The organism is Arthrobacter sp. SLBN-122, from assembly GCF_006715165.1.
Classification (GTDB): Bacteria; Actinomycetota; Actinomycetes; order Actinomycetales; family Micrococcaceae; genus Arthrobacter.
In genome coordinates, this window is the sequence record NZ_VFMS01000001.1 from 2,567,197 (window position 1) to 2,590,007 (window position 22,811).

The 22,811-nt window shown below is 67.3% G+C and carries 19 protein-coding genes; 5 read left to right on the forward strand and 14 right to left on the reverse strand.

Annotated features, from left to right (window positions below):
- Nucleotides 1-152: 152 nt before the first annotated feature.
- Together aceB and aceA are read right to left on the reverse strand one after the other, a co-directional pair.
- Nucleotides 153-1,805, reverse strand: a complete 1,653-nt coding sequence (gene aceB, locus FBY36_RS12060) for a malate synthase A (protein ID WP_142119695.1) — start codon at nucleotides 1,803-1,805, stop codon at nucleotides 153-155.
- A 207-nt stretch (nucleotides 1,806-2,012) separates the two neighbouring features.
- Nucleotides 2,013-3,329 (reverse strand): isocitrate lyase, encoded by a 1,317-nt coding sequence (gene aceA / locus FBY36_RS12065; RefSeq protein WP_142119697.1) that lies wholly within the window; start codon nucleotides 3,327-3,329, stop codon nucleotides 2,013-2,015.
- A gap of 149 nt (nucleotides 3,330-3,478) precedes the next feature.
- On the opposite strand from aceA, the gene FBY36_RS12070 reads away from it, so the two are divergent.
- Nucleotides 3,479-4,990: a helix-turn-helix transcriptional regulator gene (locus FBY36_RS12070; RefSeq protein WP_142119699.1), complete on the forward strand. Its 1,512-nt coding sequence runs from the start codon at nucleotides 3,479-3,481 to the stop codon at nucleotides 4,988-4,990.
- On the opposite strand, the gene FBY36_RS12075 is transcribed toward FBY36_RS12070, so the two are convergent.
- From FBY36_RS12075 to FBY36_RS12090, 4 genes are all read right to left on the reverse strand, one after another.
- The gene (locus tag FBY36_RS12075; RefSeq protein ID WP_142119701.1) at nucleotides 4,987-5,463 is read right to left on the reverse strand and encodes a hypothetical protein; all 477 of its coding nucleotides are present in this window, start codon (nucleotides 5,461-5,463) and stop codon (nucleotides 4,987-4,989) included. The two genes, FBY36_RS12070 and FBY36_RS12075, sit on opposite strands and share 4 nt — an antisense overlap.
- 284 nt (nucleotides 5,464-5,747) lie before the next feature.
- Nucleotides 5,748-6,788, reverse strand: coding sequence for a TAXI family TRAP transporter solute-binding subunit (locus tag FBY36_RS12080; protein ID WP_142119703.1), 1,041 nt, complete (start codon nucleotides 6,786-6,788; stop codon nucleotides 5,748-5,750).
- Nucleotides 6,772-8,223: a sensor histidine kinase gene (locus FBY36_RS12085; protein ID WP_142119705.1), complete on the reverse strand. Its 1,452-nt coding sequence runs from the start codon at nucleotides 8,221-8,223 to the stop codon at nucleotides 6,772-6,774. The genes FBY36_RS12080 and FBY36_RS12085 overlap by 17 nt, the downstream gene beginning before the upstream one ends.
- Nucleotides 8,220-8,891: a response regulator transcription factor gene (locus tag FBY36_RS12090; RefSeq protein ID WP_142119707.1), complete on the reverse strand. Its 672-nt coding sequence runs from the start codon at nucleotides 8,889-8,891 to the stop codon at nucleotides 8,220-8,222. The genes FBY36_RS12085 and FBY36_RS12090 overlap by 4 nt, the downstream gene beginning before the upstream one ends.
- A 232-nt stretch (nucleotides 8,892-9,123) precedes the next feature.
- Between FBY36_RS12090 and FBY36_RS12095 the strand changes: the two genes are divergently transcribed.
- Both FBY36_RS12095 and FBY36_RS12100 read left to right on the forward strand, forming a co-directional pair.
- Nucleotides 9,124-10,518 carry an MFS transporter gene (locus tag FBY36_RS12095; protein ID WP_142119709.1) on the forward strand — a complete coding sequence of 465 codons (1,395 nt, stop codon included), beginning with the start codon at nucleotides 9,124-9,126 and terminating at the stop codon, nucleotides 10,516-10,518.
- Nucleotides 10,519-10,683: 165 nt separating this feature from the next.
- The gene (locus FBY36_RS12100; protein WP_142119711.1) at nucleotides 10,684-12,432 is read left to right on the forward strand and encodes a pyruvate dehydrogenase; all 1,749 of its coding nucleotides are present in this window, start codon (nucleotides 10,684-10,686) and stop codon (nucleotides 12,430-12,432) included.
- Between the two features lie 110 nt (nucleotides 12,433-12,542).
- Here the strand turns inward: FBY36_RS12100 and FBY36_RS12105 are convergent, their stop codons facing one another.
- The 7 genes from FBY36_RS12105 to FBY36_RS12135 all read right to left on the reverse strand — a co-directional run bounded on the left by FBY36_RS12105 (nucleotide 12,543) and on the right by FBY36_RS12135 (nucleotide 18,905).
- On the reverse strand, nucleotides 12,543-13,400 hold the full coding sequence (locus FBY36_RS12105) for a hydroxymethylpyrimidine/phosphomethylpyrimidine kinase (protein WP_142119713.1): 858 nt from the start codon (nucleotides 13,398-13,400) through the stop codon (nucleotides 12,543-12,545).
- Nucleotides 13,401-13,524: 124 nt separating this feature from the next.
- A complete protein-coding gene (locus FBY36_RS12110; protein WP_142119715.1) occupies nucleotides 13,525-14,274 on the reverse strand; it encodes a dienelactone hydrolase family protein in 750 nt (249 codons plus the stop codon).
- A 34-nt stretch (nucleotides 14,275-14,308) separates the two neighbouring features.
- Nucleotides 14,309-15,604, reverse strand: a complete 1,296-nt coding sequence (tgt, locus tag FBY36_RS12115) for a tRNA guanosine(34) transglycosylase Tgt (protein ID WP_142119717.1) — start codon at nucleotides 15,602-15,604, stop codon at nucleotides 14,309-14,311.
- 81 nt (nucleotides 15,605-15,685) lie between these two features.
- Nucleotides 15,686-16,414, reverse strand: a complete 729-nt coding sequence (locus FBY36_RS12120; RefSeq protein ID WP_142119719.1) for an SRPBCC family protein — start codon at nucleotides 16,412-16,414, stop codon at nucleotides 15,686-15,688.
- A 72-nt stretch (nucleotides 16,415-16,486) separates the two neighbouring features.
- A complete protein-coding gene (locus FBY36_RS12125) occupies nucleotides 16,487-17,515 on the reverse strand; it encodes a DUF6707 family protein (RefSeq protein WP_142119721.1) in 1,029 nt (342 codons plus the stop codon).
- Nucleotides 17,516-17,603: 88 nt separating this feature from the next.
- Nucleotides 17,604-18,143, reverse strand: a complete 540-nt coding sequence (locus tag FBY36_RS12130; RefSeq protein WP_056337381.1) for an NUDIX hydrolase family protein — start codon at nucleotides 18,141-18,143, stop codon at nucleotides 17,604-17,606.
- Between the two features lie 9 nt (nucleotides 18,144-18,152).
- Nucleotides 18,153-18,905 carry a VOC family protein gene (locus FBY36_RS12135; protein WP_142119723.1) on the reverse strand — a complete coding sequence of 251 codons (753 nt, stop codon included), beginning with the start codon at nucleotides 18,903-18,905 and terminating at the stop codon, nucleotides 18,153-18,155.
- A 111-nt stretch (nucleotides 18,906-19,016) separates the two neighbouring features.
- Here FBY36_RS12135 and FBY36_RS12140 point away from each other — a divergent pair, with 111 nt between their 5' ends.
- Together FBY36_RS12140 and FBY36_RS12145 are read left to right on the forward strand one after the other, a co-directional pair.
- Nucleotides 19,017-19,619 (forward strand): YdeI/OmpD-associated family protein, encoded by a 603-nt coding sequence (locus tag FBY36_RS12140; protein ID WP_142119725.1) that lies wholly within the window; start codon nucleotides 19,017-19,019, stop codon nucleotides 19,617-19,619.
- A 133-nt stretch (nucleotides 19,620-19,752) separates the two neighbouring features.
- Complete coding sequence (locus FBY36_RS12145) at nucleotides 19,753-21,393, forward strand: glycoside hydrolase family 32 protein (RefSeq protein ID WP_142119727.1); 1,641 nt, start codon at nucleotides 19,753-19,755, stop codon at nucleotides 21,391-21,393.
- Here the strand turns inward: FBY36_RS12145 and FBY36_RS12150 are convergent.
- On the reverse strand, nucleotides 21,390-22,673 hold the full coding sequence (locus tag FBY36_RS12150) for a glycoside hydrolase family 76 protein (RefSeq protein ID WP_142119729.1): 1,284 nt from the start codon (nucleotides 22,671-22,673) through the stop codon (nucleotides 21,390-21,392). The two genes, FBY36_RS12145 and FBY36_RS12150, sit on opposite strands and share 4 nt — an antisense overlap.
- Nucleotides 22,674-22,811: the final 138 nt, after the last annotated feature.

The window sequence follows — 22,811 nt, forward strand, 5'->3', positions numbered from 1 at the left end:
ACTTTCCTGACGAAAGTGAGCGGGCGTTCCGAGCTTTGCCGCATCAAATGAGCGGGCGTTTGATGGTGCTCCGTCGCCGGGCCGGCGCCCCGGATTTCGGGGGGCCTGTTGCGGAGGGCGTGCCGGCCCGGCGGACGGAAATTTACTGCGGGTCAGGCCGCAGCCAGTTCCTCCACGGTGGCCTTCTCGCGGGCCTCGGTGAGGTAGCGGGCGTAGGCGGGGAGGGTGAGGAAGGACGGGAACTCGCGGGCGAGGGTGACCTCCTCGAAGATGTCCCGGGCGTCCTCGAACCGGTCGCCGTCGAAGCGCTCCAGCCGTGCGAATTCCTCGTCCAGGAGTTCCTCGACCCACTCGTGGCTGATGATCTCGCCGTGGTCCGTGATGGCCCGGGCGTAGATCCACTGCCACAGCTGGGACCTGGAGATCTCGGCGGTGGCGGCGTCCTCCATCAGGTTGTGGATGGCTACCGCGCCGTTGCCGCGCAGCCAGGACTCGATGTAGCGGATGCCCACTTCGATGTTGTTCCGGATGCCCTGTTCGGTAATGGTGCCGGTGGTGGCGGCAACGTCGATCAGGGCGCGGTCATCGGGAGTGACGTCCTCGCGGAGGCGGTCCAGCTGGTTGGGCTTGCTGCCCAGGGCGCCGTCGAACACCTCGCGGCAGACGGGCACCAGGTCGGGGTGGGCCACCCATGAGCCGTCGAAGCCGTCGTTGGCCTCGCGGGTCTTGTCCGCGCGGACCTTCTCGAGGGCGTTGGCGTTGGCCTCGGGGTCCTTGCGGTTGGGAACGGCTGCGGCCATGCCGCCGATGGCCATGGCGCCGCGCTTGTGGCAGGCCCGGACGAGTTGTTCGGTGTAGGCACGCATGAACGGCTGGGTCATGGTCACCTGGCCGCGGTCCGGCAGGACGAAGCGGGGCCCGCGGGTGCGGAAGTTCTTGATCAGGGAGAAGATGTAGTCCCAGCGGCCCGCGTTCAGGCCTGAGGCGTGGTCGCGCAGTTCGTAGAGGATCTCCTCCATTTCGAAGGCCGCGGTGATGGTCTCGATGAGCACCGTGGCGCGGATGGTGCCCTGGGGGATGCCCAGCAGGTCCTGGGCGAGGATGAAGATGTCGTTCCAGAGCCGGGCTTCGAGGTGGTTCTCGATCTTGGGCAGGTAGAAGTACGGGCCCTTGCCCTGTGCCAGGAGGCGGCGGGCGTTGTGGAAGAAGAACAGGCCGAAGTCCACAATCCCGCCGGCGATGGGGGTGCCGTCGATGAGCATGTGCTTCTCCGGCAGGTGCCAGCCGCGGGGGCGCACCACGATGGTGGGCAGTTCCCCGGCGGGGCGGAGCTTGTATTCCTTGCCCTCTTCGGAAGTGAAGTCGATCCGGCGCTCCAGGGCGTCGGTGAGGTTCAGCTGGCCCTTGATGACGTTGCGCCACGTGGGGGTGGAGGAATCCTCCATGTCCGCCAGCCACACCTTGGCACCGGAGTTCAGCGCGTTGATGGTCATCTTCTTGTCCACCGGACCAGTGATTTCAACGCGGCGGTCCTCGAGGCCGGGGGCCGGGGGAGCGACCCGCCAGGACGGGTCATTCCGGATCTCCTCGGTCTCCCGCAGGAAACGGGGATCCTGGCCCGCGGCGATGTCAGCCCGCCTGGTCCGCCGTGCCTGCAGCAGTTCCTGCCGACGCTCAGCGGTGGCCCGGTGAAGCTTGGCGATGAACGCCAGCGCATCCGGCGTCAGCACCTCGTCCTGCCGACAAATCGGCTGCGCGGTCAGGGTAATGCCATTGATCGTGAAGCTGTCAGTAAAGCTGTTCATCTGAAGTCTCCTTAAAGACAAAAGGGAAGTTCGACGGCGGGTGGTGACGTACCTGAAGAGGCGGTGAACCGGACATCCGGCAGCGTGCGTAAAAGGGGCCCCAAAGCCGCCTCGCCGAGCGCAAGCGAGGCAAAGGCGGCTTTGGGGAATAGCACGCAGAGGATCGTCCGGTTTGCCGACGGACGCAAGCGCCGCCGTCGGTGGAAGTTAGTGGAACTGGCCCTCTTCGGTCGATCCGACCAGTGCGAGGGTAGAGGCGTTGGGGTTGAGCGCCGTGGAGATGGTGTCGAAGTAGCCGGTGCCGACTTCGCGCTGGTGCTTGGTGGCGGTGTAGCCGCGGGATTCGGAGGCGAATTCCTTTTCCTGGAGCTCGACGTAGGCGCTCATGCCTTCACGGGCGTAGCCATGGGCGAGGTCGAACATCGAGTAGTTCAGGGCGTGGAAGCCGGCCAGGGTGATGAACTGGAAGGTGAAGCCCATGGCACCGAGTTCACGCTGGAACTTGGCGATGGTGGCGTCGTCCAGGTGCTTGCGCCAGTTGAACGACGGGGAGCAGTTGTAGGAGAGCATCTGGTCCGGGAACTCGGCCTTGACGGATTCGGCGAACTTGCGGGCGAGTTCCAGGTCCGGGGTGCCCGTCTCCATCCAGATCAGGTCCGAGTAAGGAGCGTAGGCCTTGGCGCGGGCGATGCAGGGTTCGATGCCGTTGCGGACCTTGTAGAAGCCTTCGGCGGTGCGCTCACCGGTGATGAATTCCTGGTCGCGTTCGTCCACGTCCGAGGTGATCAGGGTGGCTGCCTCGGCGTCCGTGCGGGCAATCACGACCGTGGGGGTACCGGCGACGTCGGCTGCCAGGCGGGCGGCGTTCAGGGTCCTCACGTGCTGCTGGGTGGGGATCAGGACCTTGCCGCCGAGGTGGCCGCACTTCTTTTCCGAGGCGAGCTGGTCTTCCCAGTGAACACCGGAGGCGCCGGCCTGGATCATGGATTTCATGAGCTCGTAGGCGTTCAGCGGGCCGCCGAACCCGGCCTCTGCGTCGGCAACGATCGGGACCAGCCAGTCTTCGACGCTCTGGATGCCCTCGGAGAATTCAATCTGGTCGGCCCGGAGCAGGGCGTTGTTGATGCGGCGGACTACGGTGGGAACCGAGTTGGCCGGGTAGAGGGACTGGTCCGGGTAGGTGTGGCCGGAGTTGTTGGCGTCTGCGGCGACCTGCCAGCCGGAGAGGTAGATGGCGCGCAGGCCGGCTTTGACCTGCTGCACGGCCTGGTTGCCGGTGAGGGCGCCCAGGGCGTTGGTGTACTTGCCTTCCTTGTGCTCTTCGGTGAGCTGCTTCCACAGCTTCTCCGAGCCGCGGCGGGCGAGCGTGTGTTCTTCGGAGACGCGGCCGCGGAGGCGGACGACGTCGGAAGCTGAGTAGTCCCGGGTCACACCTTCCCAGCGGGGGTTGGCGGCCCACTCGAGCTCCAGGGCGGCGGCCTGCTGTTCGGGCGTCTGCTGGGTGGGCTCAAATGCTGCAGTCATCGTTGATCTCCTTGATTGAGCTCCGGAGGGAGTAGGTGGGAACCGCGTCGTTGAGGTTCCCACCGGCTTTTCCGGTGCGGTGTTTCTTTCCGTAGCCACTACTTTTCAGCACTTTCAACCCCCTTTCTAGATAAAAACACTGGAAAGAAATGCACTTCTTCACGTATCCTTCAGAAATGCCACCTTCAAGCTGGAACAGGGACGTTTCCCAGCCGCCCTCCACCGCCGCAGCCGAACTGGACGTCATCGCCTTGGGCCGCCGCGTCCGCCATCTGCGCAAACAGGCTGGGCTGACGCTCGATGGCCTCAGCGCCGCCGTCGGGACCGCTCCAAGCCAGCTCAGCCTGATCGAAAACGGCAAACGTGAGCCCAAGCTGACCCTGCTCCAGCACCTTGCGGGGGCGCTCAACGTCAGCATTGACCAGTTGCTTGGCGCCGAGCCGCCAAGCCGGCGCGCGGCCCTGGAAATCGAGCTGGAGCGTTACCAGCGCGGCCCGCTCTACGAATCCCTGGACCTGCCCAAAATCCGCATCAGTTCGCGGCTTCCGCTGGATGTGCTGGAGGCCCAGGTGGGGCTGCTGCATGAGCTCGAACGGAAGATGAACGAGCAGGTGGCCACCCCTGAGGAAGCCCGCCGCGCCAATGGTGAACTGCGGGCCATGATGCGGGAGCGGGGGAACTACTTTCCGGAGTACGAGGCCGAGGCCCAGAATGTCCTCAAGGAGGTGGGATACACCACGGGTCCACTCAGCCAGCATGTCATCGCGGACATCGCTGCGCACCTTGGGTTCACCCTCCACCACGTGGGTGATTTGCCGCATTCCACCCGTTCCGTGACTGATTTGAAGAACCGCAGAATTTACCTGACGCAGAGCCAGCGGCAGGACCACGACCCCCGCTCGGTGCTGCTGCAGGCCCTGGGCCACTACGTCCTGGGCCACGAGACGCCCAAGAACTACGGCGACTTCCTGGCCCAGCGGGTGGCCACCAACTATTTCGCCGCCGCCCTGCTCCTGCCAGAGCAGGCCACCGTGGAATTTCTGCAGAAAGCCAAAGCTGCCAAGGAAATCGCGGTGGAGGACATCCGGGACGCCTTCGCCGTTTCCTACGAGACCGCCGCACACCGCTTCACCAACCTGGCCACCAAACATCTGGGCATCACCACGCATTTCCAGAAGACACACCAGAGCGGCATCATCTACAAGGCCTATGAGAACGACGGCGTGAATTTTCCCCAGGACCACACCGGCGCCATCGAGGGGCAGCCGTCCTGTAAGGCATGGACCTCCCGGGCCGTGTTCGACGTTCCGGACAAGTTCAGCGCCTACAGCCAGTACACGGATACGCCGTCGGGCACCTACTGGTGCACCGCCCGCACGGAACGGTCTGCCAGCGGGGAGTTCTCCCTGAGCATCGGGGTGCCGTACCAGCACGTGAAGTGGTTCCGCGGGCGGGAGACCACCGCCCGGGCCACGTCCAACTGCCCGGATCCCACCTGCTGCAAGCGGCCGCCTGCCACACTGGCCAGCGAGTGGGCCGGCAACGCCTGGCCCTCGGCCCGGGCGCATTCGCATCTCCTGGCCGCCATGCCGCCCGGCGCGTTCCCAGGCGTGGACGAAACCGAGGTGTACAGCTTCCTGCAGGCCCACTCAGGGAGCTAGGCATGGCATGGCAGCGTCGCCACTCTGGGTCCTCCTAATGCTTGGGGGAAGCCCGTAATCATGTCTTCGAAGATCGCAGCGCGGAGAATGGCCTGGGCCTCTGCATACGAAGCCGAGCTGCCGGACCAGCGCTTCGTATCCCTGAGGAATCGAAAGAAGTCATAGACGTTCGTGGCAATCAGAACGGCACACTTTTGGTGGACCGCAAAGAGCGCCGCCATCATCTCGAGCAACCATTCAGGATCCATCGCGGTTACCGTGGGCGGTCGCAGCCTTGAAGCCCCATAGGCGTTGTAGAACCCTGTCAGCTGTTCAAGAACGAGCTTGAAATCGCATGTGCCCTCATGCTCTCGATACCACTGCTGGAAAGCGGGCAGCAACGCGTCCAGCTCTTGTGTTACAGCGCCACGCGCCAGCAAATTGATCCGGTTTTCGTCCTCGTTTTCTTTTCTTGTCCGGTTGGTACCTGCCATTGCTCTGCGTTGCTCCCTGGCCACCTTGATCCTCACCTTGTTTGCTGTTGCGGATAAGACCAAACGGTAAGGAGGAAGCATCCCGGACTACTACGCCCCGAGAACCGTATGTGGAAAGCGCCGGAAGCGCACTCGGGGCCTCATTCGATCCCCGCTCAGATCTTGGCTTTATTCCAGACGCGCCGGCTCACTTTCTTTCCGAAAGTGAGCGGGCCCTTGGGTTGGAGTCGCCAGAGGTGAGCGGGCGTTTGGGAATTTGGTGCCAAAGGTGAGCGGGCGTCGGATCAGCCGTGCAGCGCCCGGTACGCGTCCGCCGCAGCCGGATGCAGGGGGACGCCGGCGGTATTGATGAGGCTTTCCGCGCTGAGGAACTGCACACCCAGGCTGGACTGCGGGATCAGCTCGGCGGCGGAGTGCACCAGCAACTGCACCGTCCGCTCCACCGTGGCGTTGTCCAGGTCCCTGCGGCACAGGAGCAGGTTGGGAGCACCCACCGTCCATACCGCGGGCACCCCTGGATAGCTTCCCTCCGGAATGAGCACGCGGTCGTAGATGCCGCCGTACCGCCGGCGCAGTTCCGGCAGCAGTCCAGACAGGTCCAGGAGGGCCAGTGCCACGTCCTGTTGGGCAGCGGCGATGGCCGCGGTGGGAACTCCGCCTGACCAGAACAGGGCGTCCACCGTCTCCGCTTTGAGCGCGGCGATGCCATCGTTCAGGCCAAGGTTTTCGACGGCGGCGGTTCCGGCCGGAGGCGCAGCGGCACCTTCGGAGGTGGCCAGTCCCGCCGCCTCGAACAGCCGTGGCGTGGTCAGCGACGTGCCGGATCCGGGCTGGCCCACGGCGACCCGGCGTCCGGCCAGCCCGGAGATGTCCCGGATGCCACTGTCCTTCCGGACCACGCAGTGGACGTAGTTTTCGTACACCTTGCCGATCGCGGCGATCTCCGCTGCGTCCCCTCCCGGCTGGTCGGTGGCGGCATCCGCAAGTGCCACGGCAAAGGCAGCCCGCCCGGCCCGCAGTTCCGCGATGTTGTCCAGGCTTCCTCCCGTGGCCACGGCCCTGGCATGGTTCGCCAGTCCGTGGCGTTCCAGCGCTGAGGCCAGGAGCGTTGAGAACTCGAGGTAGAAGCCGCCCGGTTCGCCGCCGGCAACGATCAGGGTCTCCGGCCGGGCTCCGCTGGTACAGGCAGCGAGGGCAGACGGCAGGCATGCGGAGAGCCCGACGGCGAGGGCTGACTTGAGCACGGACCGTCGCGGCCGGAGGGCGGCTGGACCGCCCGGGGCACCTGAACCCGTTGGGGCGCCGGGTTCACGCACGGGCACCATCCCTGCCGGAGCCGGCTGCCAGTTCGGCGGCCGCTGGCACCGGAAACTCGATCCGGGCCGCCAGTCCGTGCGGGGCCGCTTCGGCCAGAACCAGGCGGCCCCCGTTCGCGGCGGCAAGCTCACCCACGATGGTCATGCCCAGTCCGGTCCCCGGAACAGCGGAGTGCTGAGGGGACCGCCAAAACCTGGTGGCAGCCAAGGCGCGCTCGGAATCGGAAAGCCCCGGACCGTCGTCGGAAATTTCCACCACCACCTTGTCCCGTTCCGTCCGCACCGCAGCTGCAACGGTGGCATCCGGCGCGTATTTGATGGCGTTGTTGAGGAGTTCATCTGCCATCTGGGCCAGCTCTGCAGGGTGGCAGGCAACCAGCGCCGGCGGCTGAGGCGGCGGAGCAAGGACCAGCCGGCATCCGGACTGTTCCGCCAGCGGCGCTGCCCGCTCCAGCTCACCCTGGAGGATGGGGAACGGGTCCACCGGTGGGGCAGGCGCACGGCCTGCGGGACTGCCGGAAGCCCGCAGGTAACCTTCGGACGCCCGGTGTTCCGCGGCCGCGAGCTTCAGTACCCCATCCAGGATCTCCTCCACCCGCTCGAGCTCTGCCAGGGCCTTCTCGGCGGCATCGTGTTCCCGGGCTGTCTTCAGCTCAAGCTGGAGCAGGTCCAGCCGCAGCCGGAGCGCCGCCACCGGGTTCCGCAGCTGGTGGGACGCGTCAGCGATCAGCTGCCGCTGCGCCGCCATGCTGGCGCTGACGGTCCGTGCCATGGCCGTGAAGGACCGGCTCAGTTCCCGCAGTTCAGGTGGGCCATCCTCCGGGAGGCGTCCCGCCTGCCCGGTCCGCTCCAGCTGGTGCACGGCCGAATCAAGCCGCAGGACCGGGCGCAGAACCCATCCGGTGACCCGGGCGGCCCCCACCAAAAGGACGGCGGCCAGTGCAAGGGCAGCGATAGCCACTGCAAGCCACCGCTCCCGGAGTTTCTGCTGCGCCGTTGCGGCGTCTACGTCCAGGACCACGGCGCCCAGAACCTGGCTGGCGCTGCCGAAGGGCCGGAAGATGACCCGGGAATTGGAGCCAAAAGGCTCCAGTGGTTCCAGGGATGTGTTGCTCACGTTCAGCCGGCCAAGGGACAGGGCATCCTGCACCCCTGGCTGCCCTGCATCAAGGCCGCCGGAAGCCAGGGTCTGCTGCTGCACCCGCACCACGATTCCCTCGCCGTAGAGCCCCGAGTAGGTGTCCATCTCCCGCTGCAGCCGCACCGTATCGCCGTCGCCCGCGGCGTCAAAGGCCACCTGTGCCAGCCGGTTCAGGGACGCTGCCCGGTTGATCTGCAGTTCCTGGGTCAGTTCCCGGGAGGCCGAACCCAGGATGGTCCCTGAAATGAGGAAGACCACCGCCAGGCAGAGCACGCTGAGGATACCCAGGACCCTCAGCCTCATGGGGAAGCCGCCTCCACCCGGTATCCCACGCCGCGCACATTGATGATGAAACCGGGCTTCTGCAGTTTCGCCCGCAACCCGGTGAGGTGCACGTCCAGGGACCGGGAGGAGGCCAGGAACGCGTCACCCCACAGGGCGTCCAGGATCTGCTCGCGCGTCACCACGGAGCCCGCATGCCGTGCCAGCAGGGCCAGGAGTTCGAACTCCGTGGCGGTCAGGGGGAGGGGGAGGGCTGCCCTGGAAGCGGTGCGCCGGTTGAGGTCGATCACCAGGTCGTCCAGGACAATAACGTCCTCCTGCGGTGTCCCGCGGCCCCGTCCCGCCCGCCGCGTCACCGCTTCAATCCGGGCCAGCAGTTCCACCAGCTTTACGGGTTTGACCAGGTAGTCGTCGGCGCCGGAGCGGAGCCCGAGCACCACGCTGCGTTCGTCGTCGCGGGCGGTCAGGATCAGGATGGGGACATCGGTGACCTGCCGCAGCTTGCGCAGCACCTCCAGCCCATCCATGTCCGGCAGCCCAAGGTCCAGGAGGATCACCTGGAAGTTCCGGTGCGAGAGCAGCGCGTCCACGCCCCGGGACAGCCGCTGCGGGTGGTGCCCGGCGCTTTCCACGGCGGCGGCCAGGGCGCCGGCCATGGCGTCGTCGTCTTCGACGATCAGCACGTCCATGGCCATCTTCCTTGCTGTTGTGCGGTGTCCGTTTCACGCCCGCTTGGTGAGATTACCCCGTGGCGGCCCAATTTGCCCGGCCGCAGCCGGCAGAACCAGCGGGGCCCGTCGCCGAATCCTAAGGAAGTGTTAGGAAATGCCCCGCCGCGTTGGTTGTGCGGTGGATCACCCATACCTTGGATGAGGCCCTCCGGCGTTGGAGGCCGAAGTCACCACAAGGAGAAACTCACCGATGAGCACCCAACATACCGCGCCCCGCACGGAGGCAGCCCAGACCCGTCGGGCGGTGGGCAACATCCTCAAAGGCTCGGCCGGCAACCTCGTGGAGTGGTACGACCTCTACGTCTACACGGTTTTCGCCGCCTACTTCCAGGCCCACTTCTTCAACTCCAAGGACGAGCTGCAGGCCGGCCTGGAAGCGATGGCCGTCTTCTCGACGTCGTTCCTGATGCGCCCCATCGGAGCCTGGTTCTTCGGCCGGTACGCGGACCGCAAGGGCCGCAAGGCTGCGCTGACGCTCAGCGTCACCCTGATGTCCGCCGGCTCCTTCGCCATCGCCATCCTGCCCACGCAGCAGCAAATCGGCCTGTGGGCCATGATCCTGCTGGTCATCGTCCGCGTGATCCAGGGCTTCTCCGTCGGCGGCGAGTACGGCACCAGTGCCACCTACATGTCCGAGGCAGCAACCAGCAAGCGCCGCGGCTTCTTCTCCAGCTTCCAGTACGTCACCCTGATCGGCGGCCAGATGATGGCGCTGCTGGTCCTGGTGATCCTGCAGAACGCCATGCCAAAGGCTGACCTGGGCGAGTGGGGCTGGCGGATCCCGTTCGCCATCGGCGGCGTGGCTGCCCTGGTGGTGCTGTGGCTGCGCCGCTCCATGGAGGAGACTGTCTCGGCCGAACAGATCGAGGCGGCCAAGACCCCTGCAGTGGCCGGCCAGGCCCAGCCCGGGACCATGAAGCTGCTGTTCACCAGCTACTGGAAGCCGCTGATGGTCTGCATCGGCATTACGCTGGGCGGCACCGTGGCCTTCTACACCTACACCAACTTCATCCTGAAGTTCATGAACGATACCTCCGGCATCGCCAAGACCGACACCTCCGTGATCAACTTCTGGGCCCTGTTCATCTTCATGCTGCTGCAGCCCGTCTACGGCATCATCTCGGACAAGGTGGGCCGCAAGCCCCTGCTGCTCTGGTTCGGCATCACAGGCGTGCTGTTCACCTGGCCGCTGCTGTCCACGCTGGCCGGCACCAAGGATCCGTTCACCGCGTTCCTGCTCATGATGGGCGGCCTGCTGATCGTGGGCGGCTACACCTCCATCAACGCCCTGGTGAAGGCTGAGCTCTTCCCGGCCTCCATCCGTGCCCTGGGCGTGGGCCTGGGCTACGCGATCGCCAACTCGCTCTTCGGCGGCACCGTGCCGCTGATCGGCGCCGCCTTCCAGAAGGCGGAACGCGAGGACCTGTTCTTCACCTACGTCACGGTGGCCATCGCCATCTCGCTGCTGGTCTACATCTTCGCGCTGAAGAACAAGAAGGCAACCCACCTGGACGACGAACAGGGCCACGCCTGGGACCAGGCACCTGCTGCAGGCGGCAAAGACAAGGATGCCCTCGGCGTGTAGCGCCCGGCAGGAACCAGGGCGCTTGTTACCAAAGGAGGCGTACGACGGCGGCTGCCCGGCCGCCGTCGTACGCCTCCTTTTGTGCCCGGTCCACATGGCCGCCTCTGCCGGGCGGACTATATTGGCCCTGTCAGAACACCACCACAATCGCGGGAGTCTGCACCCATGGCCAAGGAACTTGCCACCCAGCTCATCGAACAACTCAAGGCTGCCGGGGTGCAGCGGATCTACGGGATTGTCGGTGACAGCCTCAACCCGATCGTGGACGCGGTCCGCCAGACGGGAGGCTCGGCGAAGGGCGGCATCGACTGGATCCACGTCCGCCATGAGGAAGCCGCCGCCTTTGCTGCCGCGGCCGAAGCCCAGCTCACCGGCAAGCTCGCCGTGTGCGCCGGTTCCTGCGGCCCCGGCAACCTGCACCTGATCAACGGCCTGTACGACGCCAACCGCAGCGGCGCTCCGGTGCTGGCCATCGCCTCGCACATTCCCAGCAAGCAGATCGGCAGCACCTTCTTCCAGGAGACCCACCCGGACCGGCTGTTCAATGAATGCTCGGTCTATTCGGAACTGGTCAGCACGGCCGAGCAGGCGCCGCGCGTGATGCACAGCGCCATCCAGCACGCGCTGGGACTGGGGGGAGTCGCCGTCGTGACCCTTCCCGGTGACATCGCCGGGCTGGAGGCAACGGCACCCACGCCGCTTCCGGCCACGTTCCGCCCTGCCGCGCTGGTCCCGGACCCGGCAAGCGTGCAGGCCCTGGCGGACGCCATCAACGACGCAGGGAAGGTGGCCATCTTTGCCGGCGCCGGCGTGGAAGGCGCGCACGCGGAACTGATGGCGCTCGCCGAGCTGGCGAAGGCGCCCGTGGGGCACTCGCTGCGGGGCAAGGACTTTGTCCAGTACAACAACCCGTTCGATATCGGCATGACCGGCCTGCTGGGGTACGGCGCCGCCGCCGAGGGGATCGAGGACGCCGACCTGCTGATCCTGCTTGGCACGGACTTCCCGTACGACCAGTTCCTGCCGGACACCAGGACCGCCCAGGTGGACCGCGCGGCGCAGCGGCTGGGCCGCCGGACCGATGTCGACATCGCTGTCCACGGCGACGTCCTTCCCACCCTGCGCGCGCTGCTGCCGCTGGTGAAGGCCAAGAAGAGCCGCCGGTTCCTGGACCAGATGCTGAAGAAGCACGACCGGCTGATGAACAAGGCCGTGGGCGCCTACACCCGCAAAGTGGAGAAGAAGCAACCCATCCACCCGGAGTATGCGGCCTCGCTGCTGGACCAGGTGGCCGCTGAAGATGCCATCTTCACAGCGGACACTGGCATGTGCAATGTCTGGACGGCGCGCTACATCAACCCGCTGGGCACCCGGCGGCTGATCGGGTCCTTCCTGCACGGCTCCATGGCGAATGCCCTGCCGCACGCCATCGGCGCGCAACTGGCGTTCCCGGGGCGCCAGGTCATCTCGGTGTCCGGGGACGGCGGGCTATCCATGCTGCTGGGCGAGCTCATCACAGCGGCAGCCTACAAGCTGCCGGTCAACGTGGTGGTCTTCAACAACTCCACCCTGGGCATGGTCAAACTCGAGATGCTGGTGGACGGGCTGCCCGACTTCGGCGTGGACGTGCCGGACGCCAATTACGCTGCCGTGGCGCAGGCCCTGGGCTTCCACGCGGTCCGGGTCACCGATCCCACACAGATCGAGGCCGCCTACCGGGAAGCCTTCGCGCACCCGGGTCCGTCGCTGGTGGAACTGATCACCGATCCCAAGGCGCTGTCCATTCCGCCCAAGATCTCCGGCTCGCAGGTCATCGGGTTCGCCACGGCCATGTCCAAGGTGGTCCTCAACCGTGGAGCGGGCGAGGCCGTGAGCATGGCCCGCTCCAACCTCCGCAACATCCCCCGGCGGTAGGCGCCTCCAAACCCGCCATCAGATATTGCCCCTAAATCCGGAACGCCTCTGCAGCAACTGCAGAGGCGTTCCGGATTTAAGTGCGAAAAATGATGGGGCGTTGGGCTGGCTTAGCGGGCGCCGCCCTGCCAGAGGGCGTCGAAGGGGGCGCCGGAGGCAACGCGGTTGCGGATGCCGGCGGTGACGAATTCCTTGGCGGTCCGTGCCGCCTCCAGCGGGCTGGCGCCCTTGGCCAGTTCGGCGGTGACGGCGGCCGCGAGGGAGCAGCCGGCGCCGGACACGGCAACCTCGCCCACCTTCGGGGCGCTCAGGACTTCCAGGGTCTCACCGTCGTAGAAAACGTCGACGGCGTCCCGGCCTTCCAGCCGCACCCCGCCCTTGGCCAGCACAGCCGCGCCGCTGAGCTCATGGATGCGGACGGCGGCGGCCTTGAGGGACTCAACGTCGGTGATCTCCAGCCCGGACAGGGATTCCGCCTCGAAGTGGTTGGGCGTGACGAACGTGGCAAGCGGCAGGATCTGTGCCTTCAGGGCCTGGTCGGTGTCCAGCGCGTGGCCGGGCTCCTGGCCCTTGCAGATCAGCACCGGATCCAGGACCACGTTGGCAAAGCTGTTCTCCTGCAGGGCGCCGGCCACCGTGCTGATCGTCGCCGGGCTGCCCAGCATGCCGATCTTCACCGTGTCCAAAGCGGACGGCGCGCCCGATCCCGGACCGTACGCCGCCGTCGTGGCCTCCAGCTGGTCCGCAATCACCTGCTGGTCCACCGGCACGAAGCGGTGGTTCCAGCTGTCCTTCGGGTCGAAGGAGACAATGCAGGTGAGGTTGGCGATGCCGAAGACACCCAGTTCCTGGAAGGTCTTCAGGTCCGCCTGGGCCCCGGCGCCACCCGTGGCTTCAGAGCCTGCGATGGTGAGGACGACGGCGGGACCGTCGGCGGACAGCGTTGCGTCAGGGGAAGCGGAAGTCATGCACCCATCCTGCCATCGGTCGTCGAACGGTTTCCATGTGGTGAAGTACAGCGGAAGGCGCGGGCAAGTGTTCAGGGCCACAAAGCCGGGCGCTTTCCGGCGGGTTCGACGACGGGCCGCCGGCTCAGGCCTTCAGGGCCCCGTCCAGCAAGGCCCGCAGTTCCTTGAAGTGCCGCTCGGTGGCATCAGGGTGGAAGGCTGAGGTGTCGGCCATGGTGTAGCCGTGCGGCGCGCCTTCGTAGATGACGTTGGAGGCTTCAAGCCCGGCAGCCTGCAGCGCTTCGCCCAGCCGGGCGACGGCGTCGGGGGCCATGCTCCGGTCATGGTCCGCATGGCCAAAGACGAAACGGGCCCGCGCATTCGTCAGGCCCAGGTGCGGGCTGTCCGGCTCGTCAGTGGCCAGGCCCCCACCGTGGAAGCCGCCGCAGGCTGCCACCACGCCGGGGTGGGACGTGGCGGTGCGGACGGCGAGCCGGGCACCCATGCAGTAGCCCACGGTGCCGATGGGGCCGGGCGCCACGCCGTCGAGCGCCACCAGCGCCGAAACCCAGGCATCGATGTCCGGCAGCGCCTTGTCCGAGGTCAGGCGGCCAACACGCGGGAAGGCGGCCTTACCCGCGGCTTCGCGGCCTTCCTGGCTGGACATGTCCCCGGTGGGAGCGAGTTCCGCGGCCGTTCCTTCACGGTAGAAGACGTTGGGTGCCAGCACCACGTAGCCCCAGTCGGCGATGCGCTGGGCCATCTCCTGGATGCGGGGGCGCAGGCCGAAGGCATCCATGTAGAGGATGACGCCGGGAAACGGACCGGTTCCGGTGGAGGGGCGGGCCACCAGGGCCTCTGCGGTGCCTTCTGAGGCAGGGATTTCGATGGGCATCCGCCCACCCTACCGGAGCTTCCAGGCGCACAGCCTAGGAGTAGTACCGGCCCAGGGTTTCTGCCTTGAAATCGAAGAAGGTGCCGGACTCGATGGCCAGCCGGGCGTCGTCCACCATCTTCACCACGAACCGCTCGTTGTGGATGGAGATCAGGGTGGCGGACAGCATCTCCTTGGCCTTGAACAGGTGGTGGATGTACGCCCGGGAGTAGTTGGCGCAGGCGTAGCAGTCGCAGCCGTCCTGCAGCGGCCCGAAGTCGCGTTTGTACTTGGCGCCGGAGAGGTTGAACCGGCCGTAGGGGGTGTAGAACGCGGAGTTCCGGGCCACCCGGGTGGGGGAGACGCAGTCAAAGGTGTCGGCGCCGTTTTCGATGGCCGTGAAGATGTCGTCCGGCTCGGAAATGCCCAACAGGTGGCGGGGCTTGTCCTCCGGCAGCTCCTCGTTGCACCACCTGACGATGGTGCCCAGGTTCTCCTTCTCCAGCGCGCCGCCGATGCCAAAGCCGTCGAACGGCATGGCGCCCAGGTCCCGGCAGGCCTTCCGGCGCAGGTCCTCGTACTGGGCGCCCTGGATCACGCCGAACAATGCCTGGTACGGCTTCCCCGCCCGTTCCTCCGTGAGGCGGAAGTGCTCCGCGATGCACCGCTCCGCCCACAGCCGCGTGCGCTCCAGCGATTCCTCCTGGTACCCGCGGGAGTTCTGCAGCGTGGTGAGCTCGTCGAACGCGAACATGATGTCGGCGCCGATCCGGTGCTGGACCTGCATGGAGATCTCGGGGGAAAACCGGTGGCGGTCCCCGTTGAGGTGGCTCTTGAACCACACGCCGTCGTCGTCGATGTGCGCCAGGCGTTCCTTGCCCGGCGCCACGGCGTCGTCGGGCCCGGGCGCGCCGGCGGCGGCAACAGTCTTCATGTCGATGACCTTCTTGAACCCCGAGCCCAGGCTCATCACCTGGAAACCGCCGGAGTCCGTGAAGGTGGGCCCGGACCAGTTCATGAAGGCCCCCAGGCCGCCGGCTTCATCCAGGATGTCCGCGCCGGGCTGGAGGTACAGGTGGTAGGCGTTGGCCAGCAGCGCCTGGGCGCCCAGGTCCGCCATGGATTCCGGCAGGACCGCCTTCACCGTGGCCTTGGTTCCGACGGCGATGAACGCCGGGGTCTGGATCTCACCATGCGGCGTGGAGATGGTGCCTGTACGCCCCAGGAATTCCCCGCCGTTGTCGCCCGCCTGCGCCCCGGTGGGCGGGCAGGTTTCCGCCAGGCGCGTGCCTACCGTGTAGGAAAACTGTGACCGGGTATCAGGCAGGGCGAAGGCGGGGTTGGCTGGCACCGTACCAGTGTGCCAGCAATTGGCGCCGCCTCAAGAAACCGGGGCCGGCAATGCACCTGCCGCAAAAATTAGCAGACGGCCTCAGCTGACCGGATCCGAGTCCCGGTAGTTCCGGGAACGCCAGGAGTCCCAGGCGGACCGGGTGGCCTCGAGCTTGCCTGCGCCCAGGTCGTAGGTGGAGGCGATGACCAGCGAGCCTTCGCCCTCCGCCCGGATGTCCTTGATGGCGGGGTGGTCGGCCACCACCAGCAGTCCCTCGCCGTGCTCTGCATAGCTGTGCACCGTGAGGCCCACCTGGTGGCTGGTCCGGTACCAGACCTTGCCGCTGATCTCCTCGCCGGTGTCCAGTGTTACCTGGTACGGTTCGCCCGGGGCAGGGAGATCGGCCAGCCCGAGCTTTTCGATCGCGGAGCCCTCTCCCTCCGTCAGGTGCAGGAACAGGGTGTGCCGCTTGCCGTGCGGGTGGCGTTCCAGGGCGAAGCGGAGCTGCTGCAGGAAGGTCAGCCAGCCCTGCGTGATGTCCTCGTCCCAGGCAGCCCACTCGGAGTCGTGGTCCATGGCCCCGCGCGTCACGCTGACCCGGGTTCCGCCGGCTTCCGGGTGGAGCTCAAAGGTGTCCCCGCCGTGGACGGTGAGGCGGGCATGGTCCGCGGATTCCTCCACGTCGCCGGAGAAGTAGATCTCCTTGATCTCGGACTCCAGGTCCTCGGCCTGCCAGCCGTGCCACTGGGCCACCTTGGACGGTTCACGCAGCATGGTCCAGACCTGCGGCGCGTCGGCGTTGATCACTACGCTGAGATTGTTGGTCATAGCCCCGAATGTACAACTCCGGCTACGCCCCGGGTAGGGGCAATTTCCCCCGCCCGGACGCCGCTCCAGCGACTAGGAGCGCACGGCCTCCAGCTCGTTGCTGATCCGTCGTTCCAGCTCGGACATCCCGATGGTTTCCGAACCGCCGTGCGCCCGCAGGAACAACAGGGATTCGAGCCTCAGCAGCCGCCATTCACGCTCGGCGTCGTGGTTGGAGTTGTCGATGGAGCGGAAGATTTCCTTGTCGTACAGGTTGGGCTCGTTAAGTGAGCGCTGGCGCACCTTGGCCGCCATGCGCGCCTTGAACGGGTCCGTTTCCTGGTTCTCAGGGGTGCGGATCAGCTTTTCGTAGACCTCGGCGCGCGCGTTCTGGCCGTCCTGCCGGCAGATGTAGCTGGCCAGGGCAAGGGAGGCCTCCACGGAGGTCCACCGGCCGGGGTTCCCGTCGTACGGCAGCACGGTGAGGAGGTCGGCCACGGCCAGGGCCCCGTCGGCGTCCTTGAGCGTGATGAACAGTTCGTGGGCCAGGTCGCTGAGGTCCTTCAGGCAGCTTCCGGACTTGAAATTGACGCCCTTGGACAGACGGTCGGCCAGGAGCAGGACGCCCTCCGCATCCGGATGCGCCTCGGCGGCGGCTTCCACCACGGATTCGGGGGTGCCGGCGGGCGCCGGGATGAGCGCGAGTTCCTCCTCGCCGGGCCCGGTCACCGCAGGCGGCACCGGCGGCAGGGGAGGGACGACGACGGCGGGCGCCACATTTATGGGTCCCGTCCCGCCGCCGGACTGCTCCTGCCGGCCATCGTTGGGTGCGGCGGCCTCCAGCGGCGTGGCCTCCGGAAGGTTGGCCGGCAGCGGAAGCTGGGTGACGTCGTCGGGCATTCCGTCCACCACGGTGACCATGGTGCCGATGGCCACCCGCAGCGTCCCGCCCCCGGAGAGGCTCGCCAGCACCAGTGCCGGGGAGCCGAAATCGTCACGCTCAAGCTCCACCTGGTCGATTTCGGCGGTGCGGTGGCCGTCCGGAAGGAGGATGTGGGTGCCGGTGGTCAGAGATCCAGCCTGCTGTTCACGGTGGTGCCTGGCGGCTGGTGATTCGGTCATGGGAGTCCTTAAGTTCTCTTGCGGTCCGCCCTACAGTCTACAAAGGCGGGCGCCTAAAACCGGGGACCCCCACGTCCCGGCGGGGTTGTCAGAAGCCCACACCTGCGAACGCCAGGGCCTGGCGGATGAGGCCGCCGCGGCCGCCCACGAATTCCATCTGGACGCCCGGGCTGAGGACTTCCTCCGGAGTCATCCACGTCAGTTCCAGGGCGTCCTGGCGGGGCTCGCATTCGCCCGTAACCGGGATGACGTAGGCCAGGGACACGGCGTGTTGCCGCTCGTCCGTGAATCCGGTCTGGGACGGCGCCGGGAAGTATTCGGCCACCGTGAACGGCACGGGACTGAGCGGCAGCTGCGGAAACGCCAGGGGGCCCAGGTCCTTCTCCATGTGACGCAGCAGTGCGGCCCGGATGGTTTCGCGGTAGATGACCCGGCCGGAGACCAGCGAGCGCACCATGGTCCCGTCGGCGTCGGCCTGCAACAGCGTGCCCACCTCGTTGACGTATCCCAGCGGATCCAGCCTCACCGGCACTGCCTCCACGTACACCATGGGCAGCCGCCCCCGCGCCTCAAAGAGGTCTTCTTCGGAGAGCCAGCCGGGATTCGGGTCAGGTGTGCGCACGTTCATGCTTAAGTTCTACCCCATGGGGCGCCGCTGGGAGATCCAAAGCGTGGCGGGCGCGTTGGGGCTGCCCGCGTCCGGATTGGCCACGTGGAGGGTGCTGCCAAAGGCCTCCTCGGTGAGGCTGGCGGCGAAACCAGCTCCGGTGAGCCGCTCCTGCAGCGGTTCCAGGCCGCCGTCGTACTCGAAGCCCAGGCCTGAGCGCGGGGTCCCCGATGCTGGCCGTACCAAGAGAATCCCGCCGTTCTTGGCCGTGAAGTCGGCGGTTTCGTCGTTGTCCGGCACAGGGCGCGGGCGCGCGCCGACGTGCAGCAGGGTGCGGACGGCAGCCTCGGGTTCGGCGGTGTACCAGACGGCGGCGACCGCCAGCGCGGGATCGGCATCGGCGCACTGGGCGCCGTGGAGGGCTTTGTCCGCCAGGAAGCTGAACCCGTCCGGCGCAGTGATCCGGCAGGCCTGGCCGTGGTCCGCCGTGACAAGTTCCGCCGGCTGCGCTGCCTGTGTCCCGTCTTCCCGTGTCCCGTCCTCCTGCGCCGACAGGTTGGTGCGGCGGGCGAACTCCGCCACGTCGCCCACCTCCACGGCAAACACGGTGCGGCCGTCCTGGCCCGACCCGGCGTCAGCGCCGTGCAAAGCCAGGCGGCCGGAGGCGGAGTCGAAGACCTGCCACCCGCCGTCGTCCTCTGTCTGGACCATTCCCAGGGCGGTGAGGAACTGCTTCCAGGACTCAATGCGGGAGGTGAAGTGGACGGGACGGACTCGAAGCATGGCATTGTCCTTGGTCAGAAATGGTGTGTGCTGCTGTATGGCCATGATGCCACCGGACGCGCCGGCGCACACGGGGCTTGTGGCAGGGGATTGCACGGGCAGAATTGGGCCATGGCCGATGACCTTGAGGAACTGCTGGTACCTGACGCTGCTGCCTGGCGCGCCTGGCTGGAGGAAAATCACAAAACCAGCCCGGGCGTGTGGCTGGTCCTGCACAAGAAGGGCGGCACCGTCACCGCCCTCGACTACCCGGCCGCGCTGGATGAGGCCCTCTGCTTTGGCTGGATTGACGGGCAGCTGCGGCGCCGGGACGCGGAAAGCTCCTTCCAGCGGATGACGCCGCGGCGTCCACGCAGCGTCTGGTCCGCCCGGAACGTGGGGCACATCGCCCGCCTGGAAGAGGCGGGAAAGATGACCGACGCCGGCAGGGCGGCCGTCGAGGCGGCCAAGGCTGACGGCCGCTGGGATGCGGCCTACGGCGGGCAGGCAGACCTGGAAGTTCCGGCGGACCTTGCCGCCGCCATCGCCGCGAACCCCGCGGCCCAGGCGATGTTCGACGTCCTGACCAAAACCAACCTGTTCGCCCTGGTCTACCGGACCAACTCCGCCAAGCAGGCAGCCACCCGGGAGCGCCGGATCGCCGGGTTTGTGGACATGCTGGCCCGGGGCGAAACCCCGTTTCCGCAGAAGAAGCGTCCTGCCGGCCAGGACTAACAGCGGCTGCATGACGCCGCGGGATTCGGTTCCCGGCGGCCGGGCCGGTAGGATTGACGGCTTACTTGCGCTGGTGCCGTTCCCCGAACCCGGGGGACGGCACCTGTGCGTTCAGCGACGGATCGACACAACCATGCCTCCCACCTTTTTCCGAACCGTTCCAGGCGCCCTTCGGCGCCGGGGCCTCCTCTGGGTCGCGGCAGCCGTGGCCGTGCTGGTGGTGGCCGGCGCGCTGGTGCTGGCAGGAAATGACCGGCGTGGCGACGGCCGGCCGGGAGCCGGGGAATCTACTGCCGCGCCCACGGGGGCTGCCCCGGCTGAGGACCCCGGCTACCGCCCTGCCTACCACCTCACCCCGGACCAGCGCTGGATGAACGATCCCCAGCGGCCCTTCCTGCTGGACGGCGTCTGGCATAACTACTACCTCTACAACGCTGACTACCCGGAGGGGAACGGGACCGAGTGGTTCCACGCCACCAGCACGGACCTGGTGCACTGGAAGAACGAGGGCGTGGCCATCCAGAAGTTCCGTAACGGCCTGGGTGACATCGAGACCGGCTCCGCGGTGGTGGACACGGAGGGAACGGCCGGCTTTGGCAAGGGGGCGGTGGTCGCGGTCCTCACCCAGCAGGATGACGGCATCCAGCGCCAGTCCCTGTTCTACTCCACCGACAAGGGCTACAGCTTCCAGGCCTATGGGCAGAACCCGGTGATGGAGAATCCCGGCGCGGAACACTGGCGGGATCCGCGCATCATCCGGGACGACGCCACCAACCAGTGGCTGATGCTGCTTGCCGAGGGATCCAAGATTGGCTTCTACACGTCAAAGGACCTTAAGCAGTGGACGTACGTGTCGGGTTTCCAGCAGGACGGGCTGGGCATCCTTGAGTGCCCGGACTTCTTCCAGATGGACGTCGACGGCGATCCCGCCAAACGCACCTGGGTGCTGGCGGCCAGTGCCAACGGCTCGGCAGAGGGCCGCACCACCGGGCTGGCCTACTGGACCGGCAGGTTTGACGGCAAGGCCTTCACGGCGGATGGGGGCCATCATTGGCTCGACGGCGGCCCGGACTTCTACGCGGCCGTCACCTGGGATGATCCACGGCTTGGCGACGGCCGGCGGAAAGCTTCCCGGCACGCCATCGGCTGGATGAACAACTGGGCCTACGCCCGGCAGCTTCCCACCGAGAGTTGGTTCGGTTCCGCCTCGCTGGTGCGCGACATCCGGCTGGTATCCGACGGCGGCCGCCCGGCTTTGGCGTCATCGCCCACCAGCGGGCTCAAGGCCTTGGAGGGGGAACCGACCCGGGTGCCGGCCGGCAGCCTCAGGAACGGACAGCCACTGCCGGTTCCGGGCAGCGGCGCGTTCAAGGTGGACGTCGAGCTGGAAGAACCCGGAAACGGCACCGGCGAAGCCCGGCTGCTCCTGCAAAGCGGCGGGACCACCTACGCCACCATGGGCTACGACTTCCGGGACGGCCGGGCGTTTGTGGCCCGCGACGGCGATGCGGTGGCAGGCGGCCAACGCAAGGCTGGAGGTCCGGAAGTGGCCGGCGAGTACCGTAAGGCGCGTTCCGTCGAGGCAAGGGCCGCCAGGGACACCGTGCGCCTCACGGCCTACGTGGACCGCTCCTCCGTCGAGGTCTTCGTGGACGGGCAGACCCTGACCGCCCTGGTGTTCCCGCCGGCGGGACACCGGGAGGCCCGGCTGGCAGCCGACGGCCCGGTCTCGCTCAGGACCGGCACCGTCACCCCGCTGGCCGGCATCCGCTAGGTTCCGGCCGGGGCGTTGCGGGCGGAAAGTGACGCGGTGAGGGCCGCGGCGGCCTCCAGCGTCATCCACGCCTGCAGCTGCGTGGAAAGTTCGACGACGGCTCCCGGCGGGTACGTCGCAGCGGCAGGCTGGGCGGCGTGCAGCGAGAAGATGCTCCTGCCCACCAGCCTTGACCGGCCTTCCTTCGGTTCCACGGGGCGCCGGCCGGACCAGAACGCCTCCGCGGTGTCCGTGACCAGCCGGGCAGCCGTGGCCCGGGTTTCCTGCGGCAGCCGGGTGTCGGCTGCCGCGAGTGCCAGGTAGCGGCAGAGGATCCCGGTGAACAGGCCGCCGTCGCCCGTTCCTTCACAGCGAAGAACGGTACTGCCCGGAGCCGCGAGTCTCGTGTTGACCGCGTCCACCAGCACGGCAGCCCGGGCCAGGTTCTTCTCCCCGCCCAGTTCCAGGAGGGCGCCCAACACCGGACCCTGGTTGTAGGTGTACACCGCGCGTTCCAGCACCACCTCGCCCGCGGGGTTCAGGCGGGCGCCGTCCAGGTACAGGCCCTGGTCCTGGTCGAAGAGGGTGGCGTCCAGCCAGTCCAGCAGCGCCTGTGCCTTGCCGTGCTGCCCGGTACGGGCATAGAACAGCGACACCGGGGCCGTGGCCGGAGTGTTCTTGAAGTCCCGCTTCTTGCTCCAGAAGGCACCTCCGCCCAGGTCATCGGTGCATGCGGCATCGAACTGCAGCGCCAGCGACGCGCGGACGGTGGCGTTACGGCGGCGGCCCGGGCGCCGCGTCTCCTCAGCCAGCCTGTCCAGCCGCAGCGTTGCCAGCGCCAGCCAGGCCATGTCGTCGTAGTAATTGTTGACGAAGGTCAGGGCGTTGCGGAGCCGCATTCCGGTGACCAGCCGTGAGGCCAGGCGCCCGGCGCTGGGCCGGTCCGGGCCGTTGAACCGGGCTGCGGGGGTGGCCCCGCCGCCCAGCTCCCGCCGGCCGGTGTCCACCAGGCAGTCCACATAATGGGCCTGCCACCAGTAGTGCCAGGGGAGGACCAGCGATGCGGCAGGCCGGACCCGCCGGAGCGCTGCGAACAACCATCCCCGCCGCCCGCCTGGTTCCTGGCCCAGCCCCGCGCCGGGCTGAGCCTGCCCCGCCGGGTGCGTGCCCTGCCACAGTACGGCGCCCAGGTGGGTTCCGGGCAGGAACAGCAGTTTCCGGCCGAACAGCGCGGTCACCGACCGGGCCGCGTCGTCCGCCCTGTCCTGCCAGGTGGTCAAGGTGGTGCTGCTGGAAGTCATGCCGTCCACCCTAACCGTGGCACCACGGCCCGGGTGCCGCCTGAAGCCCGGGGGCGTGCGGCAGCGCCTAATTTCAGTTAACATGCATTAACTGTTGCTCGAGGTCGCGCCGCGGCACGGGGACACGCATCAAGGAGG

Coding starts and splice junctions, on each gene's coding strand:
- aceA (WP_142119697.1), bottom strand. CDS start 3,329: ATGACTGCAGCATTTGAGCCCACCCAGCAGACGCCCGAACAGCAGGCC.
- FBY36_RS12070 (WP_142119699.1), top strand. CDS start 3,479: ATGCACTTCTTCACGTATCCTTCAGAAATGCCACCTTCAAGCTGGAAC.
- FBY36_RS12090 (WP_142119707.1), bottom strand. CDS start 8,891: ATGGACGTGCTGATCGTCGAAGACGACGACGCCATGGCCGGCGCCCTG.
- FBY36_RS12085 (WP_142119705.1), bottom strand. CDS start 8,223: ATGAGGCTGAGGGTCCTGGGTATCCTCAGCGTGCTCTGCCTGGCGGTG.
- FBY36_RS12145 (WP_142119727.1), top strand. CDS start 19,753: ATGCCTCCCACCTTTTTCCGAACCGTTCCAGGCGCCCTTCGGCGCCGG.
- aceB (WP_142119695.1), bottom strand. CDS start 1,805: ATGAACAGCTTTACTGACAGCTTCACGATCAATGGCATTACCCTGACC.
- FBY36_RS12095 (WP_142119709.1), top strand. CDS start 9,124: ATGAGCACCCAACATACCGCGCCCCGCACGGAGGCAGCCCAGACCCGT.
- FBY36_RS12110 (WP_142119715.1), bottom strand. CDS start 14,274: ATGCCCATCGAAATCCCTGCCTCAGAAGGCACCGCAGAGGCCCTGGTG.
- FBY36_RS12075 (WP_142119701.1), bottom strand. CDS start 5,463: ATGGCAGGTACCAACCGGACAAGAAAAGAAAACGAGGACGAAAACCGG.
- FBY36_RS12150 (WP_142119729.1), bottom strand. CDS start 22,673: ATGACTTCCAGCAGCACCACCTTGACCACCTGGCAGGACAGGGCGGAC.
- FBY36_RS12130 (WP_056337381.1), bottom strand. CDS start 18,143: ATGAACGTGCGCACACCTGACCCGAATCCCGGCTGGCTCTCCGAAGAA.
- FBY36_RS12105 (WP_142119713.1), bottom strand. CDS start 13,400: ATGACTTCCGCTTCCCCTGACGCAACGCTGTCCGCCGACGGTCCCGCC.
- FBY36_RS12125 (WP_142119721.1), bottom strand. CDS start 17,515: ATGACCGAATCACCAGCCGCCAGGCACCACCGTGAACAGCAGGCTGGA.
- FBY36_RS12140 (WP_142119725.1), top strand. CDS start 19,017: ATGGCCGATGACCTTGAGGAACTGCTGGTACCTGACGCTGCTGCCTGG.
- FBY36_RS12120 (WP_142119719.1), bottom strand. CDS start 16,414: ATGACCAACAATCTCAGCGTAGTGATCAACGCCGACGCGCCGCAGGTC.
- FBY36_RS12080 (WP_142119703.1), bottom strand. CDS start 6,788: ATGGTGCCCGTGCGTGAACCCGGCGCCCCAACGGGTTCAGGTGCCCCG.
- FBY36_RS12100 (WP_142119711.1), top strand. CDS start 10,684: ATGGCCAAGGAACTTGCCACCCAGCTCATCGAACAACTCAAGGCTGCC.
- FBY36_RS12135 (WP_142119723.1), bottom strand. CDS start 18,905: ATGCTTCGAGTCCGTCCCGTCCACTTCACCTCCCGCATTGAGTCCTGG.